12 protein-coding genes are annotated in these 22,080 nt (G+C 41.4%); all 12 read left to right on the forward strand.

The annotated features are described in order from the left end of the window. The first annotated feature begins 8 nt into the window (after positions 1-8). The 12 genes from B9A18_RS16710 (at position 9) to B9A18_RS16765 (ending at position 22,048) form a co-directional block, all read left to right on the forward strand. Entirely contained in the window at positions 9-1,808 is a 1,800-nt protein-coding gene (locus B9A18_RS16710; protein WP_084290711.1) for an alpha-L-fucosidase, read from the forward strand. Between the two features lie 323 nt (positions 1,809-2,131). Further along, positions 2,132-3,010, forward strand: a complete 879-nt coding sequence (locus B9A18_RS16715) for an AraC family transcriptional regulator (protein ID WP_084290630.1) — start codon at positions 2,132-2,134, stop codon at positions 3,008-3,010. Positions 3,011-3,185: 175 nt separating this feature from the next. Beyond that, positions 3,186-5,651: a glycoside hydrolase family 2 TIM barrel-domain containing protein gene (locus B9A18_RS16720; protein ID WP_084290632.1), complete on the forward strand. Its 2,466-nt coding sequence runs from the start codon at positions 3,186-3,188 to the stop codon at positions 5,649-5,651. 9 nt (positions 5,652-5,660) lie between these two features. Next, the gene (locus B9A18_RS16725; RefSeq protein ID WP_084290634.1) at positions 5,661-8,132 is read left to right on the forward strand and encodes a glycoside hydrolase family 95 protein; all 2,472 of its coding nucleotides are present in this window, start codon (positions 5,661-5,663) and stop codon (positions 8,130-8,132) included. Between the two features lies 1 nt (position 8,133). Then, positions 8,134-10,734 (forward strand): glycoside hydrolase family 95 protein, encoded by a 2,601-nt coding sequence (locus B9A18_RS16730; RefSeq protein WP_084290636.1) that lies wholly within the window; start codon positions 8,134-8,136, stop codon positions 10,732-10,734. Positions 10,735-10,747: 13 nt separating this feature from the next. After that, positions 10,748-12,895, forward strand: a complete 2,148-nt coding sequence (locus tag B9A18_RS16735) for a glycoside hydrolase family 31 protein (protein WP_200816378.1) — start codon at positions 10,748-10,750, stop codon at positions 12,893-12,895. Between the two features lie 9 nt (positions 12,896-12,904). After that, on the forward strand, positions 12,905-14,089 hold the full coding sequence (locus tag B9A18_RS16740) for an alginate lyase family protein (RefSeq protein ID WP_084290713.1): 1,185 nt from the start codon (positions 12,905-12,907) through the stop codon (positions 14,087-14,089). 18 nt (positions 14,090-14,107) lie between these two features. Further along, positions 14,108-15,979: an alpha-L-fucosidase gene (locus B9A18_RS16745; protein ID WP_084290638.1), complete on the forward strand. Its 1,872-nt coding sequence runs from the start codon at positions 14,108-14,110 to the stop codon at positions 15,977-15,979. A gap of 25 nt (positions 15,980-16,004) precedes the next feature. Next, positions 16,005-17,324, forward strand: coding sequence for a glycoside hydrolase family 88 protein (locus B9A18_RS16750; RefSeq protein ID WP_235005352.1), 1,320 nt, complete (start codon positions 16,005-16,007; stop codon positions 17,322-17,324). 94 nt (positions 17,325-17,418) lie between these two features. Continuing rightward, positions 17,419-18,858: an alpha-L-fucosidase gene (locus B9A18_RS16755; protein WP_084290640.1), complete on the forward strand. Its 1,440-nt coding sequence runs from the start codon at positions 17,419-17,421 to the stop codon at positions 18,856-18,858. A 5-nt stretch (positions 18,859-18,863) separates the two neighbouring features. Further along, entirely contained in the window at positions 18,864-20,390 is a 1,527-nt protein-coding gene (locus B9A18_RS16760) for a DUF4955 domain-containing protein (protein ID WP_084290642.1), read from the forward strand. 233 nt (positions 20,391-20,623) lie between these two features. Beyond that, positions 20,624-22,048 carry a GDSL-type esterase/lipase family protein gene (locus B9A18_RS16765; RefSeq protein WP_084290644.1) on the forward strand — a complete coding sequence of 475 codons (1,425 nt, stop codon included), beginning with the start codon at positions 20,624-20,626 and terminating at the stop codon, positions 22,046-22,048. The last annotated feature ends 32 nt before the right edge of the window (positions 22,049-22,080 follow it).

A 22,080-nucleotide genomic window follows, 5' to 3' on the forward strand; every position in this document is an offset into this window, starting at 1 on the left:
TCATAAACATGAAATTGAATTATTTCCGTAAAACTATCCTTTCAATAGCTTTAAGCAGCAGTGCTGTTGCGGCTGTTCATGCGCAAACAATGGATGAAATGTGGGATAGCAGGTCGTCAGACAAAGAACATGCTAATATTCAGTGGTTCAAAGATGCTAAGTTTGGTATGTTCATCCATTGGGGCTTGTATGCTAAACTTGCCGGTGAATGGAAAGGGAAACGCTATTACGGTAGCGGTGAGTGGATTATGAATCAGGCAAGAATTCCTGTTGCCGAGTATAAGGGGGTGGCACAAACCTTTAACCCTGTAAAGTTTAATGCCGAAGACTGGGCGCAGTTGGCTAAAGATGCCGGTATCAAATACATGGTCATTACTGCGAAGCATCATGATGGGTTTGCCATGTATGACTCAAAAGTTAGTGATTTTGATATCGTAGATGCTACACCTTATAAAAAAGATCCAATGAAAGCCCTTGCTGCAGCTAATGCAAAACGGGGAGTCCACTTTGGTTTCTATTATTCACAATTTCAGGATTGGTATGAGCCTAATGGAGGAAGGAATACCTGGGATTTTGAGGAGTCAAAAAAAGATTACCAGAAATATTATAAGGAAAAGGCTATTCCCCAATTAAAAGAATTGCTGACCAATTACGGGCCTTTGGGGATTGTATGGTTTGACACCCCTGGCGGTATGACCAAAGCACAAACGCAGGCATTTGTGGATGAACTAAGAGTTTTACAGCCAAAAAGCTTATTCAGTAGTCGGGTTGGACAAGGGTTGGGTGATTATAAAGATTTCGGTGATTCGGAAGTGCCCGCTACCCCAATCAAAGGTCCATGGGAATCGATCTATACGCACAACGATTCCTGGGGCTATATCAAACACGATATGAATTTTAAAACACCGGCAGAAATTATCAGGCTTTTAGCTAATGTAGCTTCAAAAGGTGGGAACCTGATGCTAAATGTTGGACCTGATGGCGAAGGAAATATTCCTGAATATTCAGCAAAATTTTTAAGGGAAACCGGAAAATGGTTGAATAAGTACGGAGAGAGTATATACAGCAGTACTTATGGATTAATTCCGGCACAGCCCTGGGGTGTAAGTACTTCTAAGCCCGGTAAACAATATCTGCATGTATTATACAGACCTGAAAATGGTAAATTATTGGTTCCAGGATTTAAGGGGAAAGTTTCAAAGGTATATACCTTAACAAACCAGAAAAATCTGGTCTGGAAAAAGACAGGCGATGATGTCTGGATTGAGCTTCCGGAATTTGATAAAGATGCTGCCAACACCGTTTTCGTAATGGAGTATTTGGGAAAAGTAGCGGATTACGATTTAAGTGTTCCGGTAACTGTATCCAGTCAGTTTAAGGAAAATCAGGTAGAAGCAACTTTTGCAAAGCTAAAAGGGAATGCAAAGATTAATAGTTTAACCTATAGTCACTATTATGGGGATTGGAAACATACCATCTGCGTAACAGGGATGAAAGACCGCACAGATGAAGCTGAGTTTTCTGTTCGTGTAACGGAGCCGGGCGATTTTAAAATCACTTTGGAATATTCTTGTTCACCGGAGAGTGCTAAACAGGAAGGGAGTATGAATGTTAACAATCAGGAGTTTCTTTTCAGGACTTTACGTACTTCAGAGTTTGATAACAAAGCACCATTACCTTTCATTAAACACACTATTGCAACAACAACATTTGCTAAAGCAGGAGTTTATCAGATAAACATTAAGCCATTACAAAACGGAGTAGAGCTTTTTAAGCTAAAATCTGTTCATATTGACCCTGTGAAGTGATATTTAAGATTTTCACCCCCTTCTTTTAAGATTTTACCCCCTTTTCTATTTCGTTCAGAGCTAGATTAGCCTTACCAAATATAATGTTATAGGACATTTAAATGTCTTTAACCTGTAAAGCTAAACGAGCCATGAACGAAATTTATATAACCTTTTTACTGCTGATACTTTCATTAAGTATCCTTAGCAGTTTCTTCACGAACAGACATCCCGAATTATTCCTGTCACTGGTCAAATTGACCAGCTGATAGGAATTTATTGCTCAAATATTTTACCGTAAAATCAGCCAAACCAAAAATTTAACCTAACCAAATATATTGATCATGAAAGCACAACTACTTAAAGTATCAATGGAGCCTGCCCAATCATTTAGTGTAAGGCAAGACCTCGAGCCTTCTATTAATAATAAATGGCACTACCATCAGGAGATTGAATTGATTTATTTCAACCAGGGAGACGGTACACAATTTATCGGCGATAGCATTAAGCGTTTTAAATCAGGAGATATTGTATTGTTAGGCGCTAATTTGCCGCACTATTGGAGGTTTGATGATGCTTATTTTACCACGGATGTAAAGCCTGCGGCAGCGGATGTGAGAGTAGCTCATTTTAGTGAGAACCTTTTTGGGGATTGTTTCATTAATCTGCCGGAGAATAAGCAACTGAAAGATATCTTAGAAAAAGCTAAAAGAGGCGTAAAGGTAACTGGGAAGAATAAGGAGCTGATAGCAGAATTAATTACAAAAATGCTAAAGGCTGAAGGAACAGAAAGAATTATTATTCTAATGCAGGCATTGGTAGAAATAGCCAAATCAAGCCAGCTGGAAGTACTTTCTTCAGTGGGATTCCATTACGATCTGGAAATGGTAGAGAAAGATAGAATCAATGATATATATGATTATACCTACGCCAATTTTAAAAATAAAATCTATTTAGAAGAGATTGCTGAAGTGGCCAGGATCAGTCCGAATTCTTTCTGCCGCTATTTTAAATCGCGTACGCGTAAAACCTATTCCCAATTCTTAATAGAAGTTAAAGTTGGACAGGCCTGTAAGTTGCTGATTGAACATAGTCTTAACCTCAAACAGGTATGTTACAACAGTGGCTTTAACAACTTCGCGAGTTTCCACAAATGCTTTAAGAAAGTTACCGGTAAAAGTCCTTTGTGCTATCAGAAAGAATTTGTTAGCGCTTGCGCTTAACCTCCCAGATTATGTTTGTTTTTTACCCGTCTGTTAAGCAGGAGCTGCATTATTATGCCAAAATAGTTGATGAATAAGCTAAAAGGGCGAATCAATATGCTAGCCCTAATGAGCAATTTAGCATTTGTCAAAACAACCACCAACCATTATATTTTTAAGTTACATCGAATAGAAAGTGAAGAGAGTTAAGCTGGTATTTTTTTTAGGACTGCTGATATGTAGTCAATATATTTCTGCGCAAAACAAGCAAAGATTAATTAACAATTGGGAATATTTAAAAGGAGATCTGGGGGGTGTTTGGGAAGCAGTAAGACCGGTGAAAGAAGGTAACCCCGAAAGTGTTCCATTGTGGCAGTCGGTGAATTTACCACATTGCTTTAATGCTTTAAATTCTGTAGATCCTGATGAGAATTATTATCAGGGACCAGGTTGGTACCGCACGCAATTGGATGTCAAAAATCCCTATTCAGAAGGAAGAACACTTTTACATTTTGAAGGCGCCGGTCAGAAAACACGGGTATATATTTATGATAAAAAAGTAGCCGAGCATGTTGGAGGTTACGATGAGTGGACTGTTGACATCACTGATGCGGTAAATGCATTTAAAAAAACAGCTGCATTTGATAAAGAGTTTAAAGGTAAAATCCCATTGGAAATCAGATGTGATAACAGCAGGGACCTGGAAATGATTCCTTCTGATTTATCTGATTTTAACGTTTATGGTGGACTGTATAGATACTTGAATTTAGTTTATGTACCTAAAGTATCTGTAGATAAGATTTTTGCTGCTGCAAGTGTTGATGCTAAGGGGGCGCTAGGCAAATTGAACATTAGCGGAAGGTTACTTAATCCTAATGGCGTAGACACGGTTTCAGTTAAAATAGAAGTAAGAGATCCCGAAGGAAAGATCGTTGCCACCTGGGAAAATCAAATAAAGGCATTCTATGGTGATAAAGCTTTGTGGGAAGCAAACCTGAAAGCCCCTAAATTATGGTCACCTGAAAAGCCAAACCTGTATACGGTACAAACCAGCATCACTGCTAAAGGCGACACACATGTACATCAGGAGAAGATCGGATTCAGGAGTTTCGAGTTTCAGAAAAAAGGGCCTTTCCTGCTTAATGGTAAACGATTATTGTTAAGGGGAACACATCGTCATGAAGATCATGCAGGTGTTGCTGCGGCGATGACAGAGGAAATGATCCGCCAGGAGATGACGATGATGAAAGAGATGGGCGTGAACTTTATTCGTTTGGGACATTATCAGCAATCCAGAATTGTGCTCGATTTATGTGATAGCCTGGGCATACTGGTTTGGGAAGAAATTCCATGGTGTCGCGGCGGTCTTGGTGGCGATGTTTATAAAAACCAGGCACGCAGAATGCTAACCAATATGATTGAGCAGCATTATAACCATGCTTCAGTTATCATCTGGGGATTGGGGAATGAGAACGACTGGCCCGGAGATTTTAATGAGTTTGATGAGCAAAAGATCAGAACCTTTATGAAGGAACTCAATGATCTTTCACATAAACTTGATCCTACCAGAAAGACAGCCATCAGAAGATGTGATTTCTGTAAAGATATTGTAGATGTTTATTCTCCATCTATATGGGCAGGTTGGTACAGAGGAATTTATACCGAATATAAAGAGGCTTCTAAAAAAGAATTTGACAGGGTTGATCACTTCCTGCACGTAGAGTGGGGCGGTGATAGTCATGCAGGTAGACATTCTGAAAGTCCGGATAAAGCCTTGAGTATAGTTGAAACAGGTGTGGGAACGGATGAAAGAGCTGGTGATGCTTCCTTACATGGTGGTGCTGCAAGGGTTTCAAAGGATGGCGACTGGAGTGAGAGTTATATAGTTAATTTGATCGACTGGCATTTAAAAGAGCAGGAAAATATGCCTTGGTTAACAGGTGCCGCTTACTGGCCATTTAAAGACTTCTCTACACCTGTTCGTCCGGATAACCCTGTTCCATACATGAACCAAAAGGGGGTAATTGAAAGAGATTTTACTAAAAAGGAAGCCTATTATGTTTTTCAGTCGTACTGGACTGCAGCTCCGATGGTTCATGTCTACGGACATTCATGGCCGGTAAGATGGGGCGATGCGGGCGAGCAGAAAATGGTTAAGGTATATTCTAACTGTAATGAAGCAGAGCTTTTCCTGAATGGCAAAAGCATGGGTAAAAAGAAACGAAACAGTCAGAATTTTCCTGCCGCAGGCTTAAGATGGATGGTAAAATACAACGAAGGCCCAAATCAAATCAAGGTTGTAGCCAAAACAAAGGATGGTAAAGAAATTACTGATGAAATTACACAGGAATACCAGACTGCCAAATGGGGTAAACCAGCTAAATTGGTATTAGAGAAAATAGCTGAAAAGGATAATATTGTGGTCATGCAGGCAAGACTTTTTGATGCAAACAATATCTTGTGTTTAGATGCACGCAATTATGTCACATTTGGTTTAACCGGAGAGGGAGCTTTGATTGATGATCAGGGAACTTCTGATGGATCACGTAAAGTACAGCTTTATAACGGAAGAGCTGTGATTAGTGTAAATACGAATAAAGGCAAAAGTGTAGCCAGTGTAAAAGCTGATGGTATACCGGCAGGCTTCCTCTCAATTAATTAATAAAAGCTCATGATCAAAGGTTTATTTCTATTTCTTACTCTTGTTAGTTCTTCTTTTGCCTTTGGACAGGCGAAAAAGAATGATGGTACCCTTAAGTTGTGGTATAACAGGCCTGCTGCTAACTGGAATGAAGCCCTGCCAATTGGTAATGGTCGTTTAGGCGCCATGGTTTTTGGCGAACCTGCAAACGAACAACTGCAATTAAATGAAGAGACCATTTGGTCGGGCGGACCTAACAGCAACATTACTGCTGAATCAGGAGCTGCTGTTCCGGAATTAAGGAAATTACTTTTTGAAGGGAAGTTTGAGGACGCACAAGCCATTGCTGATGTAAAGATGTTCCCTAAAAAGAATAGTGGGATGATTTATCAGCCTGCTGGAAATCTTAACCTAAAGTTTGATGGCCATGAAAAAGCAACTAACTATTATCGCGATTTAAATATTGAAAAAGCTGTAGCCACGGTTACTTATGAGCTTGCTGGCGTAAAGTATAAAAGAGAAATATTCTCGTCATTTACCGATCAGGTAATGATACTGCGCCTAACCGCTGATAAACCGGGTAAGATAACTTTCAATGCAACGATGAATTCCGAGCAAAGTGGAGGCTTGAAAACAGAAAATGGTAAACTGATTCTTTCGGGAATCACCACTGATCACGAAGGGGAGAAAGGACAAATTAAGTTTGAATCGCAGGTAAAAGTGATTGCAGATGGTGGAAATGCTTCGTTGCAGCATAATGCCTGGACAGTGAAGAACGCGAATTCTGCTACAGTTTATGTTTCTATCGCTACAAACTTTAAAAACTACAAAGATGTAAGCGGAAATGCGGGGCTTAAAGCCGCTTCATTTTTAGATAAGGCGGTTAAAAAGAACTATGTATCGGCATTAGCAGATCACATCAAATTTTATCAGCAGTATTTTAACCGGGTAAAGTTTAATATTGGTGTAAATGAGGCGGTAAATAAGCCCACAGACCTGCGTATCGCTGAATTTGCGAAAACGAATGATCCCCATTTAACGGCATTGTATTTTCAATTTGGCAGGTATTTATTGATTTCCAGTTCGCAACCGGGAAATCAACCGCCAACATTACAAGGTATCTGGAACGATAAAATGCTGGCGCCATGGGACAGTAAGTATACAATCAACATCAATACGGAAATGAATTACTGGCCTGCAGAGGTTACAAACCTGTCGGAATTGCATGACCCATTGTTTAAAATGTTAAAAGATCTTTCAGTTACCGGACGGGAAACGGCCAGAGTAATGTATGGCGCAAAAGGATGGGTAACTCATCACAATACAGATCTATGGCGTATTACAGGGCCGGTAGACAGGCCTTATGCAGGTTTGTGGCCAATGGGCGGTAACTGGTTAAGTCAGCATTTATGGGATCATTATATGTTTACCGGTGACCAGGCATTTTTGAAAGAATATTATCCGGTATTAAAAGGAGCTTGCGAGTTTTATCTGGATGTATTGCAGGAAGAGCCAACAAACAAATGGCTGGTGGTTGCTCCATCTAATTCTCCAGAAAATACTTATGTACCTGGTAAGCGCGTATCTATTGCCGCAGGTACAACCATGGATAATCAGCTTTTATTCGATCTGTTTACCAAAACCGGGAAAGCTGCGGAGATTTTAAACCTTGATTCTGATTTTCGTCAGGTATTAAAAACTACAATAGGTAGGTTAGCACCTATGCAAATTGGCAAACACAGCCAGTTACAGGAATGGATGCACGATTCAGATCGTCCTGATGATAAACACCGTCACGTTTCGCATTTATACGGTTTATATCCAGGTAATCAGATCTCCCCCTCAAGAACACCAAAGCTATTTGACGCAGCCAGAACATCTTTAACTTACCGCGGAGATCCGGCTACAGGCTGGTCGATGGGATGGAAAGTTAATTTCTGGGCTCGCTTTTTAGACGGTAATCATGCTTATAAACTTATTACCGATCAGTTAAAGCTGGTAGGGGGGCGCATTGATGGCGTAAGTACAACAGGCGGTGGAACCTATCCGAATATGTTCGATGCCCATCCTCCTTTTCAGATTGATGGTAATTTTGGTTGTACAGCCGGTATTGCAGAAATGTTATTGCAGTCACATGATGGCGCAATACATCTTTTACCAGCCTTACCAGATAACTGGCCTTCAGGCGAAATTACAGGATTGGTAGCGCGTGGAGGTTATGTAATCGACATGACCTGGAGCAATAATAAAATAACCCAGCTTAAAATAAAGTCTAAAAATGGCGGCAATTGCAGATTGCGCCTTAATACAGATATGAAGATGAATACCGCCCAGTTTTCCGCTGGTAATGGCGTAAATCCGAATCCTTTTTATGAAACTCCGGTAGTTAAACCCCCATTGATTTCTCCGCTTGCGAAACTAAATCCTGTAGGTGTAAAAGCTGCAAAGGAATACGATTTTAAAACAGAAGCAGGTAAGGAATACACTTTTAAATTGAATTGATATGGTGAAGTATAGTGTTCTTTTTCTTGGGGTAATTTTTGGTACTTCAGCAGTGCTTGCTCAGCAGAAGGAAGAATCAGGCTTGAAGTTATGGTACAATCAACCTGCTAAAATATGGGAAGAAGCCTTACCGCTTGGTAATGGAAAGACAGGAGCAATGGTTTTTGGTCGCGTAAACAAAGAGCGCTTTCAACTTAATAACAGTACTTTATGGTCGGGGGCACCTGATGCGGGTAATAACCCTAAAGCCCAGGCGGGCTTACCCTTGGTTCGGGAAGCCGTTTTTGCCGGCGATTATGGCAAAGCTGCAGAAATTTGGAAAAAGAACATGCAGGGGCCGTATTCAGCGCGTTACCTGACCATGGCTGATCTTTTTTTAGACTTTAACCTTAAAGACTCAACAACTACAGCTTATCACCGCGAGCTGGATATTAATAACGCAATTAGTACAGTAACTTATAAAATAGGCGGTACTACTTATAAACGCGAAACGCTGATCAGTTATCCTGATAAGGTGATGGTTATACGTTTAACGTCTGATAAAATGCATGCGATCAGCTTTACAACCAGTATAATCAGTAAATTAAAGCATTCAGTTAAGGCTGAAGCCGATAATTATCTGGTGCTTAAGGGTAAGGCACCTAAGCATGTAGCGCATCGGGCATCTGAGCCACAACAAATTGTTTACGACGATAAGGAAGGAATGACCTTTGAAGTTCATGTTCAGGTTAAGACTCATGGAGGAACGGCAAAAGCTGCGGGGAATACCATTAATGTAAGCAACGCGAATGCAGTAACGATATTTCTGACAGATGGCACCAGTTTCAATGGTTTCAATAAATCTCCCGGCTTACAGGGCAAGAATCCTGCATTAGAAGCTAAAACATTACTGGCAAAGGCTTATCCCAAAACTTTCGATGCCCTTAAAGCGGTGCATAAGGCAGATTATAAACACTTATTCGACCGGGTTTCTTTTAAGTTGGCCGACAATACGGAACTGAGCAAACTGCCTACGAATGAGCGGTTATCACGCCAGGGAGCTCTGGGGAATGATCAGGGTTTACAAGTACTTTATTACCAATTTGGAAGATATTTAATGATCGCGAGTTCCAGGGCAGGATCACCGGCCACCAATTTACAGGGCATATGGAACGATCATGTTCAGCCACCATGGGGAAGTAATTATACCGTGAATGCCAATACGCAGATGAATTACTGGCTGGCCGAGAATACGAACCTTTCTGAATTGCATCAGCCATTATTTGATTTTATCGGTAGACTGGCTGTTAATGGTGCTACAACTGCTAAAGTCAATTATGGCATTCAGCGGGGCTGGGTGGTTCACCATAATACCGATATCTGGTCTAAAACATCACCTTCAGGAGGGTACGACTGGGATCCCAAAGGAGCCCCAAGATGGTCGGCATGGCCGATGGGTGGAGCATGGTTAAGCACCCATCTATACGACCACTACCTGTTTACCGGTGATAAGAAATTCCTTAAAGAAAAGGGCTATCCATTAATGAAAGGCGCAGCAGAATTTATGTTAAGCTGGCTGGTAAAAGATAAAAGCGGATACCTGGTAACCAATCCTTCTACTTCTCCTGAGAACGTCTTTAAGATTGATGGGAAAGAATACGAAGTGAGTAAGGCTACGACGATGGACATGGGAATCATCAGAGAGTTGTTCCATGATTGTATTGAATCATCAAAGGCATTGGGTATCGATCCAGATTTCCGTGCGCGTTTGATAGCAGCAAAAGAAAAATTATATCCTTTCAACATTGGACGCCATGGACAGTTGCAGGAGTGGTTTAACGACCTGGATGATCCTAAAGATACACATCGTCATTTATCGCATCTTTTTGCACTTTATCCTGGAAATCAAATTACTACACAAAATACACCGGAATTGGCCGCGGCAGCAAAACAGTCGCTTATACACCGTGGAGATGTAAGCACTGGTTGGTCTATGGCCTGGAAAATCAACTGGTGGGCCAGGTTAAAGGATGGAAATCATGCTTTGAAAATTTTAAAAGCAGGACTTACCTTAATCGACCCGGCAAAAACTATTGAAGCTAAGGCAGATCCAAATGCACCGGCAGCGCAATTAACCAATGTACAAATGAGTGGGGGTGGAACTTATCCTAACCTATTTGATGCGCATCCACCTTTTCAGATTGATGGAAACTTTGGAGCTACTGCCGGAATAACGGAAATGCTGTTGCAAAGTAATGAAGGACAGCTCAACTTATTGCCAGCTTTGCCTGATGAATGGACAAAAGGCAGCATTAAAGGGATAAAAGCCAGAGGGAATTTTACGGTAGCCATCGATTGGAACAATGGAAAGTTGGCAGCGGCGCAGATTTACTCGGGTTCCGGAGGGAATTGCAGATTAAGCACGAATGTTCCTGTAGCAATTAATGGAGCTGTTTCAAAACCTGCAATTGGGGGAAATCAAAATAGCTTAAACGAGCTTTTTGAGCAGCCGGAATACCATAAAAGTGAAAAGGCAAAGCTCCAAAAGCTCGATTTGAAAAAGAGCTATGTGATAGATTTTAAAACCGAAAAAGGGAAAATATATAAAGTAACTACCCTATAAACCATTATTTGCTATGAACCGAATATTCAAATATTCCATTTGCTTAATCCTTTTATTTAGTGTCTCCCAGTTGGTTGCCCAGGAAATCAAATGGGAACTTATCGCGCCCGGAGTTTGGAAGGGAAGTGTGGGCAAGCCTGAAAGTTATAATCTGCTAACGGCTGCTGGTGCCAAACCGGCTATAAATGGATTAAAAGACATGGGGGAGGCTTCATTCCCGCTGGTAAAGGAAGAAATTACTGGGAAGCTAACGGATGGAAAAACCTATTTGCGTTTTCCGCTTGATAAAAACGAACAGATCTACGGCTTTGGCTTAAATTTTCAAACCGTTCATCAGCGTGGTAAAATCCTGAAACTACATGTGGATCATTTTGGGGGTAAAGACAACGGACGTACACATGCGCCAACCCCTTTTTATGTATCCTCAAATGGGTATGGTGTGTTTGTCAATTCAGCAAGATACCTGGATATTTATGCCGGAACCGCTGTTAAACGCGAAGGGAAGAATGTTCCTGAAGCAAAAGATCGTAATACAGATAAAACATGGTCTTCACGCCCTTACTCTGATGGTGTAGAAATTCTGGTGCCAGCAGAAGGCGTAGAGTTTTATGTGTTTGCTGGTCCTAAACCACTCGATGCCATTCGCAGATACAACCTGTTAAACGGTGGTGGAGTACTACCTCCTCGTTGGGGATTAGGCTTTACACAAAGGGTAAAAACATTGTATACTTCGGCAGATGTAGAGGCGGAGGTTAAAGCATTTGAAGATAAAGGCTTTCCACTTGATTTTATTGGCTTAGAACCGGGGTGGCAAAGCAAAGCTTACCCTTGTACGTTTGAGTGGGATAAAACACGTTTTCCTGAACCATCAGCTTTTGTGAAAAGCTTATTGAACAAAGGGATAAGGGTTAACCTGTGGACAAACCCTTATGTTTCTCCGCAAGCTTCTATCTATAACAGTATTAAGCCTTTTACTGCCGATCGTACAGTTTGGTTGGGTGCAATTCCTGATCTGACTATGCCGGAAGCACGTGATATCCTTTTTTCACAGTTGAAAAAAAGTCAGGTCGACATCGGTGTTAGTGGTTATAAGTTTGATGAGGTAGATGGTTATGACCATTATTTATGGCCTGATTTAACGACTTTTCCTTCGGGAAAAAGCGCAGAGCAAATGCGCCAGACTTATGGTTTGCTGATCCAGCGTTACAGCGCAGAAATGTATCATGAACGCAATCAACGTACTTATGGATTGGTAAGGGGATCTAATGGCGGTGGGGCATCTATGCCTTATGTAATCTACAACGATTATTATAACCACGAAGATTTCATTACCGCGCTGATCAATAGTGGATTTGCGGGGGTATTGTGGACTCCGGAAGCAAGAGCTTCTAAAACGGAGGAAGAATGGTTGCGCCGTATGCAATCTGTTGTATTCTCACCAATGGCGATGATCAACGCATGGTCTACCGGCACCAAACCATGGTCGTACCCTAAAGTAGAGCAACAGGTGAAAGATATCGCATTGTTGCGTATGCAAATGATGCCCTATTGGTACAGTGAGTTTGCCAAGTATCATTTTCAGGGGATCCCTCCATTTAGAGCGATGAATCTTGAAGATGGCTATCAGGCGGATGTGAAGAAAGAAATTAAAACAACCAATCTGGAAGAGAACCCATATGTTGAAGCAGTAAGTAAAGAAGTGAAAGACCAGTATATGGCCGGCGAGTATTTATTGGTAGCCCCAATGTTTGCAGGCAAGGAAACCAGAACGGTGATTTTGCCTAAAGGTAAATGGTTCGATTTCTATACCGGTGCATATGCAGGTGATGGAGAAGTTATTACGGTTACTCCAGGCTTAGATAAGATCCCTGTTTATGTAAAAGACGGTGGTATTGTACCAATGGGACCAGCGTTGATGCATGCACCTAAATCAACTGAAAAACTTGATCTGGAGATCAGATACTATGGAAGTAAACCTGGTAAGTATATGCTTTATGATGATGATGGGGAGACTTTTAATTATGAAAAAGGTGCATATAGTTTCAGGGAAATTAATGTAGCTAAAGACGGAAATGGTAAGCTCAAAACGGCTATATCCGGTGCCGCAAAAGGGAAACCTAATACTATAAATAAAGTAAGCTTTAAAGCGATGACCAAATAAATGAAAAGGATGAAACAGTATTTGTTAATGGCATTTTTATTGATGATCATGGCTAGCGCTCAGATAAATGCCATGGCCAATAATCCAGAGGATATTGCAGAAGGTGTGCAAAAAGAAGTTGTAAAGACACTAAAAGCATCTATTTTAAAGAACGCAGCATGGGCCATGCAACAGCAGCCTGTAACGGTAACCGCGCAAAGCTCATCGAGAAGTGCCGGTGGTAAGCACGACTTTTATTCGGAGGGAGATTATTGGTGGCCAGATTCACAAAATCCTGATGGTCCATACATTCAGAAGGATGGGATGACCAATCCGGAAAACTTTGTAGCACACCGTTTGGCAATGATCCGTTTCAGTAAAATCATTGGCTCGCTGGCTTCTGCATATAAGCTTACGGGCGATCAGAAATATGTAAACCAGGCCATGTTGCACTTACAGGCCTGGTTTGTAAATGAAGGGACCATGATGAATCCTAACCTGCAATATGCACAAGCTATAAAAGGGCGTTTTACCGGTCGCGGAATTGGCATTATCGACACCATTCAATTGATGGAAGTAGCTCAGGGACTCATTGTGATGCAGAAAGCAATAGACTCAGGCGTTTTGTCTGAAACCAAAAAATGGTTTGCTCAATACCTTAACTGGTTAATGAGTCACCAGTACGGAAAAGATGAAATGAATGCTCAAAACAATCATGGTACTTGCTTTACTATGCAGGTGGCATCTTTTGCTAAACTGTGTAATGATGATAAGCTGCTGGATTTTTGTCGCGACAGGTATAAAAATGTATTGTTGCCTAACCAAATGGCAGTGGATGGTAGCTTCCCAAGGGAACTTGCCCGTACAAAACCTTATGGTTATTCGATCTTTAATCTGGATGCGATGACCACTCTTTGCCAGATTCTATCCACCAAAACTGATAATCTTTGGAATTATAAAACCAGTGATGGAAAATCTATTCAAAAAGGGATTGCGTATTTGTATTCTTTTGTAGCTGATAAAAGTAAATGGCCACTAAAACCGGATGTAATGTATTGGGATAACTGGCCGGTAGCACAACCATTTTTGGTTTTCGGGGCCAATGCTTATGGTCAAACAGATTGGCTGAATACCTGGGTAAAGCTTGATCATGAGCCTACTGTAGAAGAAGTAATCAGAAATTTGCCGGTTAGGAACCCCCTAATCTGGCTGTAACTAAAAAAAGAATTTGCCATGAACCGGAAAGCAGTATTTTTATTTTCCTCCCTCATTACGCTCAGTAGCCTCGGGTATAGTCAGGTAGTTGGAGATGAAGACAAAGAAATGTTTAACAGGGCGCAGCAGCGTGATCAGAAAGCAATGGAGGAGGCCAGTAGTGGCTGGTGGAAAAACTCCATGAAGACTCATGATGCAAGGATTGCCTGGTGGCGGGACGCCCGGTTTGGGATGTTTATACATTGGGGCTTATACGCACTACCTGCCGGAGAATGGAAAGGAAAGGAAGTGAAGGGGTATTCCGAGCATTTGATGCGTAAAGAGAAAATAACAAGAGCAGATTATCTGGATCTGGCACATCTATTTAATCCTACGAAATTTAATGCTGAAGCATGGATCCTTGAAGCCAAAAAAGCTGGAATGCATTATTTTATCATTACCGCAAAACATCATGATGGTTTTGCCATGTATGATTCAAATGTTTCTGATTTTAATATCGTTAAGCAAACACCTTTTAAGCGTGATCCAATGGCCGAGTTGGCTGCTGCAGCTAAGAAGCATGGAATGAAGTTCGGTTTTTATTATTCACATGCCTTCGACTGGGAGCATCCTGATGCCCCGGGTAACGACTGGGAGTATAACAACCCTGGTGGAGATAAACTGCATGGTGGTACTAACTGGTACGATACGCATCCGGAATGGCTACCGAAAGCAGTTAAGTACGTAGATCAAAAAGCAATTCCTCAGATAAAAGAACTCATTAACAAGTATCATCCTGATATTTTATGGTTTGATACACCACAAAAGCTTCCTTTGTCGGAAAACATTAGGATTCTTAAAGCCATCCGAGAAACAGATCCTGACATTGTGGTAAATGGTCGTTTGGTAAGAAGCGCTAAAGTTAATTTTGGTGATTATGTAAATACGGGCGACAGGCCTGCTGAGTTGCTTACCGTTGCCGGTGATGCAGAAGCGATTCCAACCACCAACGAATCTTATGGCTATTCTAAACATGATAACAGTCATAAATCTGCTAAGTTTTTTATACAGCTTTTGGCTAACTCGGCTTCGCGTGGTGCTAACCTGTTAATGAATTTAGGCCCTAAAGGTGATGGTACCTTTGATCAGAAGGACAAAAATATTCTGGATAGTATTGGCGGCTGGTTAAGCCAAAATGGTGAGGCGATATATGGTACCCAGCGCGGTGTATTGCCTATCCCGGCCTGGGGCGTAAGCACTCAAAAAGGTCAGCTTATTTACCTGCATGTATTCAACTGGCCTAAAGATGGGAATCTGGTAGTTGGCGGGTTGAAAAGCGACGTTAAAGCGGCCTGGTTCCTGACTGACAAAAACAAAAAGAAGTTAGCGGTTAAACGTTTAGGAGCCTCAGATGTGAATGTGAGTTTGCCTGCGAATGCTCCTGGCAGCCCCGACGTGGTGCTGGTGTTGGAAGTGAATGGGAAAATCGAAGCTGATGCGGCAAGAGTGCTTGATCCAAATATCCCGGTAAACAGATTTCTGGTGTTTGATGCTAAACAGCAAGGGAAAAAGTTAGGTTTTGGCGATGGAAAAACCGACCGCTACTTTGTTAACGGATGGAGCTCGAAAGACAGCAACTTATCCTGGAATTTAAAAGCATTAAAACCTGCCAGGTATAAAATTATTGCAAAATATATCGCCGATGAGGGTGGTTCAACTTATGAAATCAAAGTAGGCGATTTCTCTAAAAAAGAAGAAGTTATTGCTTCTCAAAAGGGAGCCGTTGTTACCCAGGAAATTTGTGTTGCCGAATTGGGCGAGGGTGCCTATCAGCTTAACGTCACTCCATTAGCTATTAAAGGAGCGGAGTTGATGAAATTACTTGAAATCCAGCTTTTACCTATAAAATAGAATATTAATAATAAGAGAAACGATTATGAAAACAATCCCTTTAACCATATATGCTTTATTGCTCGCTACCGGCTCATCTATTGCGCAGGATAACGTTCAACGTGTTAAAACCATTAACACAAAAACCTCAACAATCTCAGGAAGTACTCAGAACTCTGGAAAATTAGGCAGGACAGAAGTTCTTTCCACGACTGCATTTCCAAAGCGAACAAATGCCTTTGAAGTAGATGTGAAAAAGGCGTTTAACCAGGCCGACAAGCAAACCCTTGTGATGCTTAAAGAAATAGAAAAGGTTAAGGTTGCCGGGGCAAAAGCCGACCAGGTTTCGCCGAGAACATTGGAAGATGGTAATTTGAGGCTGGTGGCTTCGCGCGACTGGACAAGTGGTTTTTTTCCAGGTGAGCTATGGTTCTTATACCAATATACCGGTAAGCAGCAGTGGTTAGATCAGGCAAAAGCATATACTGCACTTATTGAGCAAGAGCAGTTCAATGGCAAAACCCACGATATGGGCTTTAAAGTTTACTGCAGTGTAGGTACAGGATATCGTGTAACTAAAGACAAACATTATGCGGATGTTATTATCCAGTCGGCCAAAACATTGGCAACACGTTTTAACCCTAAAACCGGAGTGATACGCTCATGGGACCACAGTACCGATAAATGGGGAAATCCGGTAATCATTGATAACATGATGAACCTGGAATTACTTTTTGAAGCTACAGTACTTACCGGTGATTCTTCCTTCCATAAAATTGCAGTAAGTCATGCCAATACCACCATGAAAAATCATTTCCGCCCTGATTACAGTTCTTATCATGTTGTTGATTATGATCCGAATACAGGTGCTGTGTTAAAGAGACAAACCCATCAGGGCTATAGTCATGAATCTGCATGGGCAAGGGGACAAGCATGGGCATTGTATGGATATACCCTTTGTTACCGCTTTACAAAAGATCCTGCCTATTTAAAACAGGCAGAAAACATAGCCCGTTTTATACTGAATCATAAAAACATGCCCGCTGATCTGGTTCCATATTGGGATTTTGATGCACCTAACATTCCTAACGAGCCCCGCGATGCTTCGGCTGCTGCAGTAATTGCTTCGGGCTTATATGAATTAAGCGGTTATAGCAAGAATAAAAATCTTTACCTGCAAAAAGCAGATAAGATGCTGAACAGCCTGGCTACTAAATATGTATCTCCGGTAGGAGAGAATAAAGGATTCATTCTGATCAGCAGCACCGGTTCAAAGCCGTCTAACAGTGAGGTGGATGTACCATTGTCGTACGCTGATTATTACTACCTTGAAGCTTTGCTTCGTTATAAAGCGTTAAAAAGATAAGTTACAATAGTATATGGAAGAGCCAATTTTGTTGAATTTTAAGCAAAGCAAATGCGCTATTTTAGTCCTTAGTAAAACCAACTAGAACCAAATCATGTATAAACGAAAATTACTTATAGTAGCAACGGCTTTTTTATTATTAGCCCAGTCTACCTACAGTCAGCGAGCCTTAACAAAAGATGAAAGGATGGCTTGGTGGCGTGATGCCAAATTTGGAATGTTTATTCACTGGGGAGTATATGCTCAGTTTGCCGGTGTTTACAAAGGTCATGAGCAATTGCGCGGAGGGGCAGAGTGGATCATGAACCGCTCTAAAATCCCGGTCACCGAATATCAGGAAATGGCCAGGAACTTTAATCCTGTAAAATACAATCCGGATGCATGGGTACGCATGGCAAAAGATGCCGGAATGAAATACCTGATTATCACCGCAAAACACCACGATGGTTTTGCTTTATTCAACTCTAAAGCAAGCAAGTGGGACATCACTGATGCTACACCTTACGGTAAGGATCTATTGAAGCCACTGGCTGAAGCTTGTAAAAAGCATGGTATTAAGTTAGGTTTTTATTATTCACAGGCACAAGACTGGAACAATCCGGGAGGATCTGTAGCTAGAAAAGTAATGAGAGAAGGATGGTTAAATCCTGATTCGGCCAAAATTGATGCTTATACCCTGGCTAATAAAGGGCATTGGGATCCTGCGCAGATGACCAAAACATTTGATCAATATATTGATGATGTGGCTGTTCCGCAGGTGAAAGAGTTAATGACTAATTATGGTGATATCGCTGTGCTTTGGTGGGATACGCCAACCAATATGACTGATGAAGCAGCACTTAAACTACAAAATGCTTTAAAATCACAACCACATATCATTACCAATGATCGTTTGAAACGTCCGAACTTTCCAGGAGATACCAAAACACCAGAGCAAAAAATACCTAGTCAGGCTGAATTGGATGGCATGGACTGGGAAACTTGCATGACCATGAATGGAACCTGGGGCTTCAGAACGGCTGACCAGAAATGGAAATCTACAGAGACACTAATCCGTAACCTGGCTGATATTGCTTCAAAAGGTGGTAATTATCTGCTAAACATCGGTCCGAAACCTGATGGAACATTTCCTCAGGAAAGTGTGGATCGACTGGCGGAGATTGGTAAATGGATGAAAGTGAACAGTGAATCTATATATGGTACTAAATCCAGTCCTTTAGTACCGCAACAATGGGGGCGCGTAACCAGAAAGGATAACGCTAAGGGTACTACACTTTATTTTACAGTATTTAACTGGCCTGCAGACGGAAAATTAACCATTTCAGCTATTAAGAATAAAGTTGTTTCTGCAAAGTTATTGGGCGCAAAAGACAACGTGAAAGCGGAAACTAAAGGAAATAATTTGGTGATTAACCTGCCTGCAAGCGCGCCTGATGCCGTTGCAAGTGTAATTAAAATTGAGTTTGAAGGTGAAGTAGCCCATCAGCAGGAAGCTACACCTAAAAAGGAAATGAAAACAGGTGCATTAGACTAAAATAAATGAATAAAACTATAAAATTTGCCGCATCGCTTTTATTAATTAATACTTTAATAACAGATGTTCATGCGCAAAAGACAGCCCCATTGTGGGAAGATTTTGTGAAAGCAAAAAAATCGGGTAGCACGCCAGTGCTGCCCGATTTTTCATATGCAGGTTATGGGTTTTCCGAAATTCCGATCCCAGCTGTAACTAATAAAAAGTATTTTAAGGTTGATGATTATGGGGCTAAACCCAATGATGATCAGTTTGATGATCAAGCCATTCAAAAGGCTATTGATGCGGCCGAAGCTAATCCTGGCGGTGGTGTTATATACTTCTCATCCGGTAAATACCTGATTGCTCCCGATGAAGATGCCAAAAAGCAGATCCTAATCTCAAAAAGTGGTATCATTTTAAAAGGCAGTGGGAGCGGAGTCGGTGGTACCGAAATCTACCAGGCAAACATGCGTATCAATGGCCGGCAGTTTATGTTTAAGCCAGAAAAATTGAATACGGAAAAGCTGGCAACTATTGTGAAAGATGCAGGACGGGAGACTTTCTCTGTCGTTGTAAAGGATGCAGCCAGGTTAAAGGTAGGGCAGGATGTAGTGATCCGTCATAAAAGTGAGGAGTATACCAGACTTTATTTTTCTCCTTTGGAATTGAAGCCGCAATGGTCGCGCTTATTGGGCGAAAAGGGCGGAATGCAGATTTATGAAATTCATACGATCACTAAAGTGGAGGGAGAGAAGGTTACTTTTAAAAATCCTATTCATTTGGATATCAAAATGGTTAAGTCGGCCAATTGGACAATTGAATCATATGTTTCTATAGACCATTGCGGTGTAGAAGACATCTTGTTTACCAGTAACTGGAAGAGTTATCCTGAAGAGTTTATTCACCATAAAAATGAAATTCATGATTATGCCTATGAAGCGATCGGTATGGAGTATGTGAAGAATAGCTGGGTGCGCAATTGTGAGTTTCATGACTGGAATGAAGGGGTAATGATCCGCTCAGGATATCAGGTAACAGTAGAAAATACTCATTTTAGAGGTAAAAAGGGGCATGCTTCGGTACACGCAAGAACCGGGTATGGTGTGTTGGTTAAGAAATGTACATTTAATGGTGCGCAACATCATGGTGCAGGTACAGGCTACGGTGCTGTAAGTACGGTTATTACCCAATGTTCATTAGGTACGGATCAGAATTTCGACATACACTCGGGGCAACCTTTTGCCACCTTGTATGATGATATTGATGGAGGTGTTTTTTATAACCTTGGCGGTCCGGAACCCGGACATCCGCATCATGGTAAGCACCTGGTGCTTTGGGATTTTCATCATAAGTCGGCAAAGGACCAGCACTACAATTTCTGGGATATGAGCAGAAGGAGGAATTATACAATTGCAGAGCCAATTTTGGTTGGTTTTCAGTCGGATAAGGAAGTGACGTTTGACAATGCAGGGGTAGTAGAGATGAAAGGGGAAGCGGTATTGCCGAAGTCGCTGTTTGAGGCGCAGTTGAAGTTGAGACTTAATAAGTAGCGAGAAAAAGGAAGAAAATAACGAAGAAAATAACCGTTCTCTTCAGCGTCTGGCATCTGTTGTTGAAGGACAACAGCGCCTAAGGCCGCTTCAGAGAAGGTAATTTTCTTTTTCAAGCATGATGCAGAGAATAGCATGATGTATAGAGCAGCATGATGCAGAAAATAGTGTGTTGTGGATATAGTGTGGTGCTTATGGATGTTTTTTAGAAGGTTAAGAAGACGAGAATAGAAATGAATTATATCATTAGAGTGATTTTGGTATGGGGGCTTTTTTTGATTGGAGCAACTGGTTTTGCACAGTCGAAAATACGGGTTGTTTGTATTGGGAATAGTATTACTTATGGATCTGGATTGGCTAATAGGCCGCAGGAGTCTTATTCGGCGCAACTACAAGCGTTGTTAGGTGTTGGAAAGTACGAAGTGCTGAACTTTGGTGTTAGTGGCGCTACGATGCTTAAAAAGGGAAATAAGCCATATTGGAATACGGCAGAGTATCAGAAGGCATTGGCAGCTAATCCTGATCTGGTTTTTATCAAATTGGGAACCAATGATAGTAAGCTGATCAATAGGCCAATGATGGTTGATTTTGAAAATGACTACAGGGATATGGTCAGGAGCTTTGTTGCGCTGCCGAGTCATCCAAAAGTTGTGCTGTTGCTGCCGGTTAAGGCTTTTTCTGAGGAGAAATTTGGTATTTCGGGGAGTTTTCTGAAAGACAGTATTCTGGCAACCATACGGAAATTAGCTTATGAAGAGCAGCTTCCGGTGCTTGATTTATATTCATTGTTCGCTGATAAGGAAGCGTTATTTGCGGATAAAGTTCATCCGGATGCTGTTGGGGCGGGTCTTATTGCTGCACGTTTACATGAGTTTATTGGAACGAAGACGAAAAATGTAAATGTATCTGATAAGATGAAAGATGTTGCTGTTAAGGAGTCTTCATTTTATGGGTATGAGGCCTTAAGCTTTTTGTTTAACGGTCGTGATGCCCGAATTGTAAAACCTAAGCGGGCTGCTCCGGGCATGCCCTGGATATGGAGAGCAAGGTTTTGGGGCCATGAGCCACAAGCAGATATTGCCCTTTTAGAGCGGGGTTATCATGTGGTTTATTGCGATGTAGCAGAGTTGTTTGGTAATAAGGAGGCAGTAGGGATATGGAATGACTTTTACGCTTACCTGCAAAAGCTGGGTTTAGCTAAGAAGGCTGTACTTGAGGGGATGAGTCGTGGAGGTGTGTATGTATACAATTGGGCTGCGGCGAACCCCTCTAAAGTAGCTTGCGTTTATGCCGATAATCCGGTTTTGGATTTAAAAAGCTGGCCGGGAGGTAAAGGGATAGGCCCGGGAAGTAAAAAGGAATGGAGTACTTTTTTAAAAGATTATGGTTACCAAACAGAGGAAGAAGCTGCGGCATTTTCAGGTAGTCCAATAGATAAAATCAAGGAAATAGTTAAGGGCAAGTATCCGATGCTGCATGTTTGTGGTGATATGGATGAGGTAGTGCCAATAGCTGAAAACACTTTACCTTTCGCTGAAAAGATAAAAAGAGCAGGAGGTGATATTAGGATTATTCACAAGCCTGAGGGTAAGCACCATCCGCATAGCTTGCCTAATCCTCAGGTGATTGTTGAGTTTATTTTAAAAAGTAGTAAATAACAATTGTTCCTCTTCGACCTATGTCAGTTGAA

Source organism: Pedobacter nyackensis, from assembly GCF_900176505.1.
GTDB classification, from domain to species: domain Bacteria; phylum Bacteroidota; class Bacteroidia; order Sphingobacteriales; family Sphingobacteriaceae; genus Pedobacter; species Pedobacter nyackensis.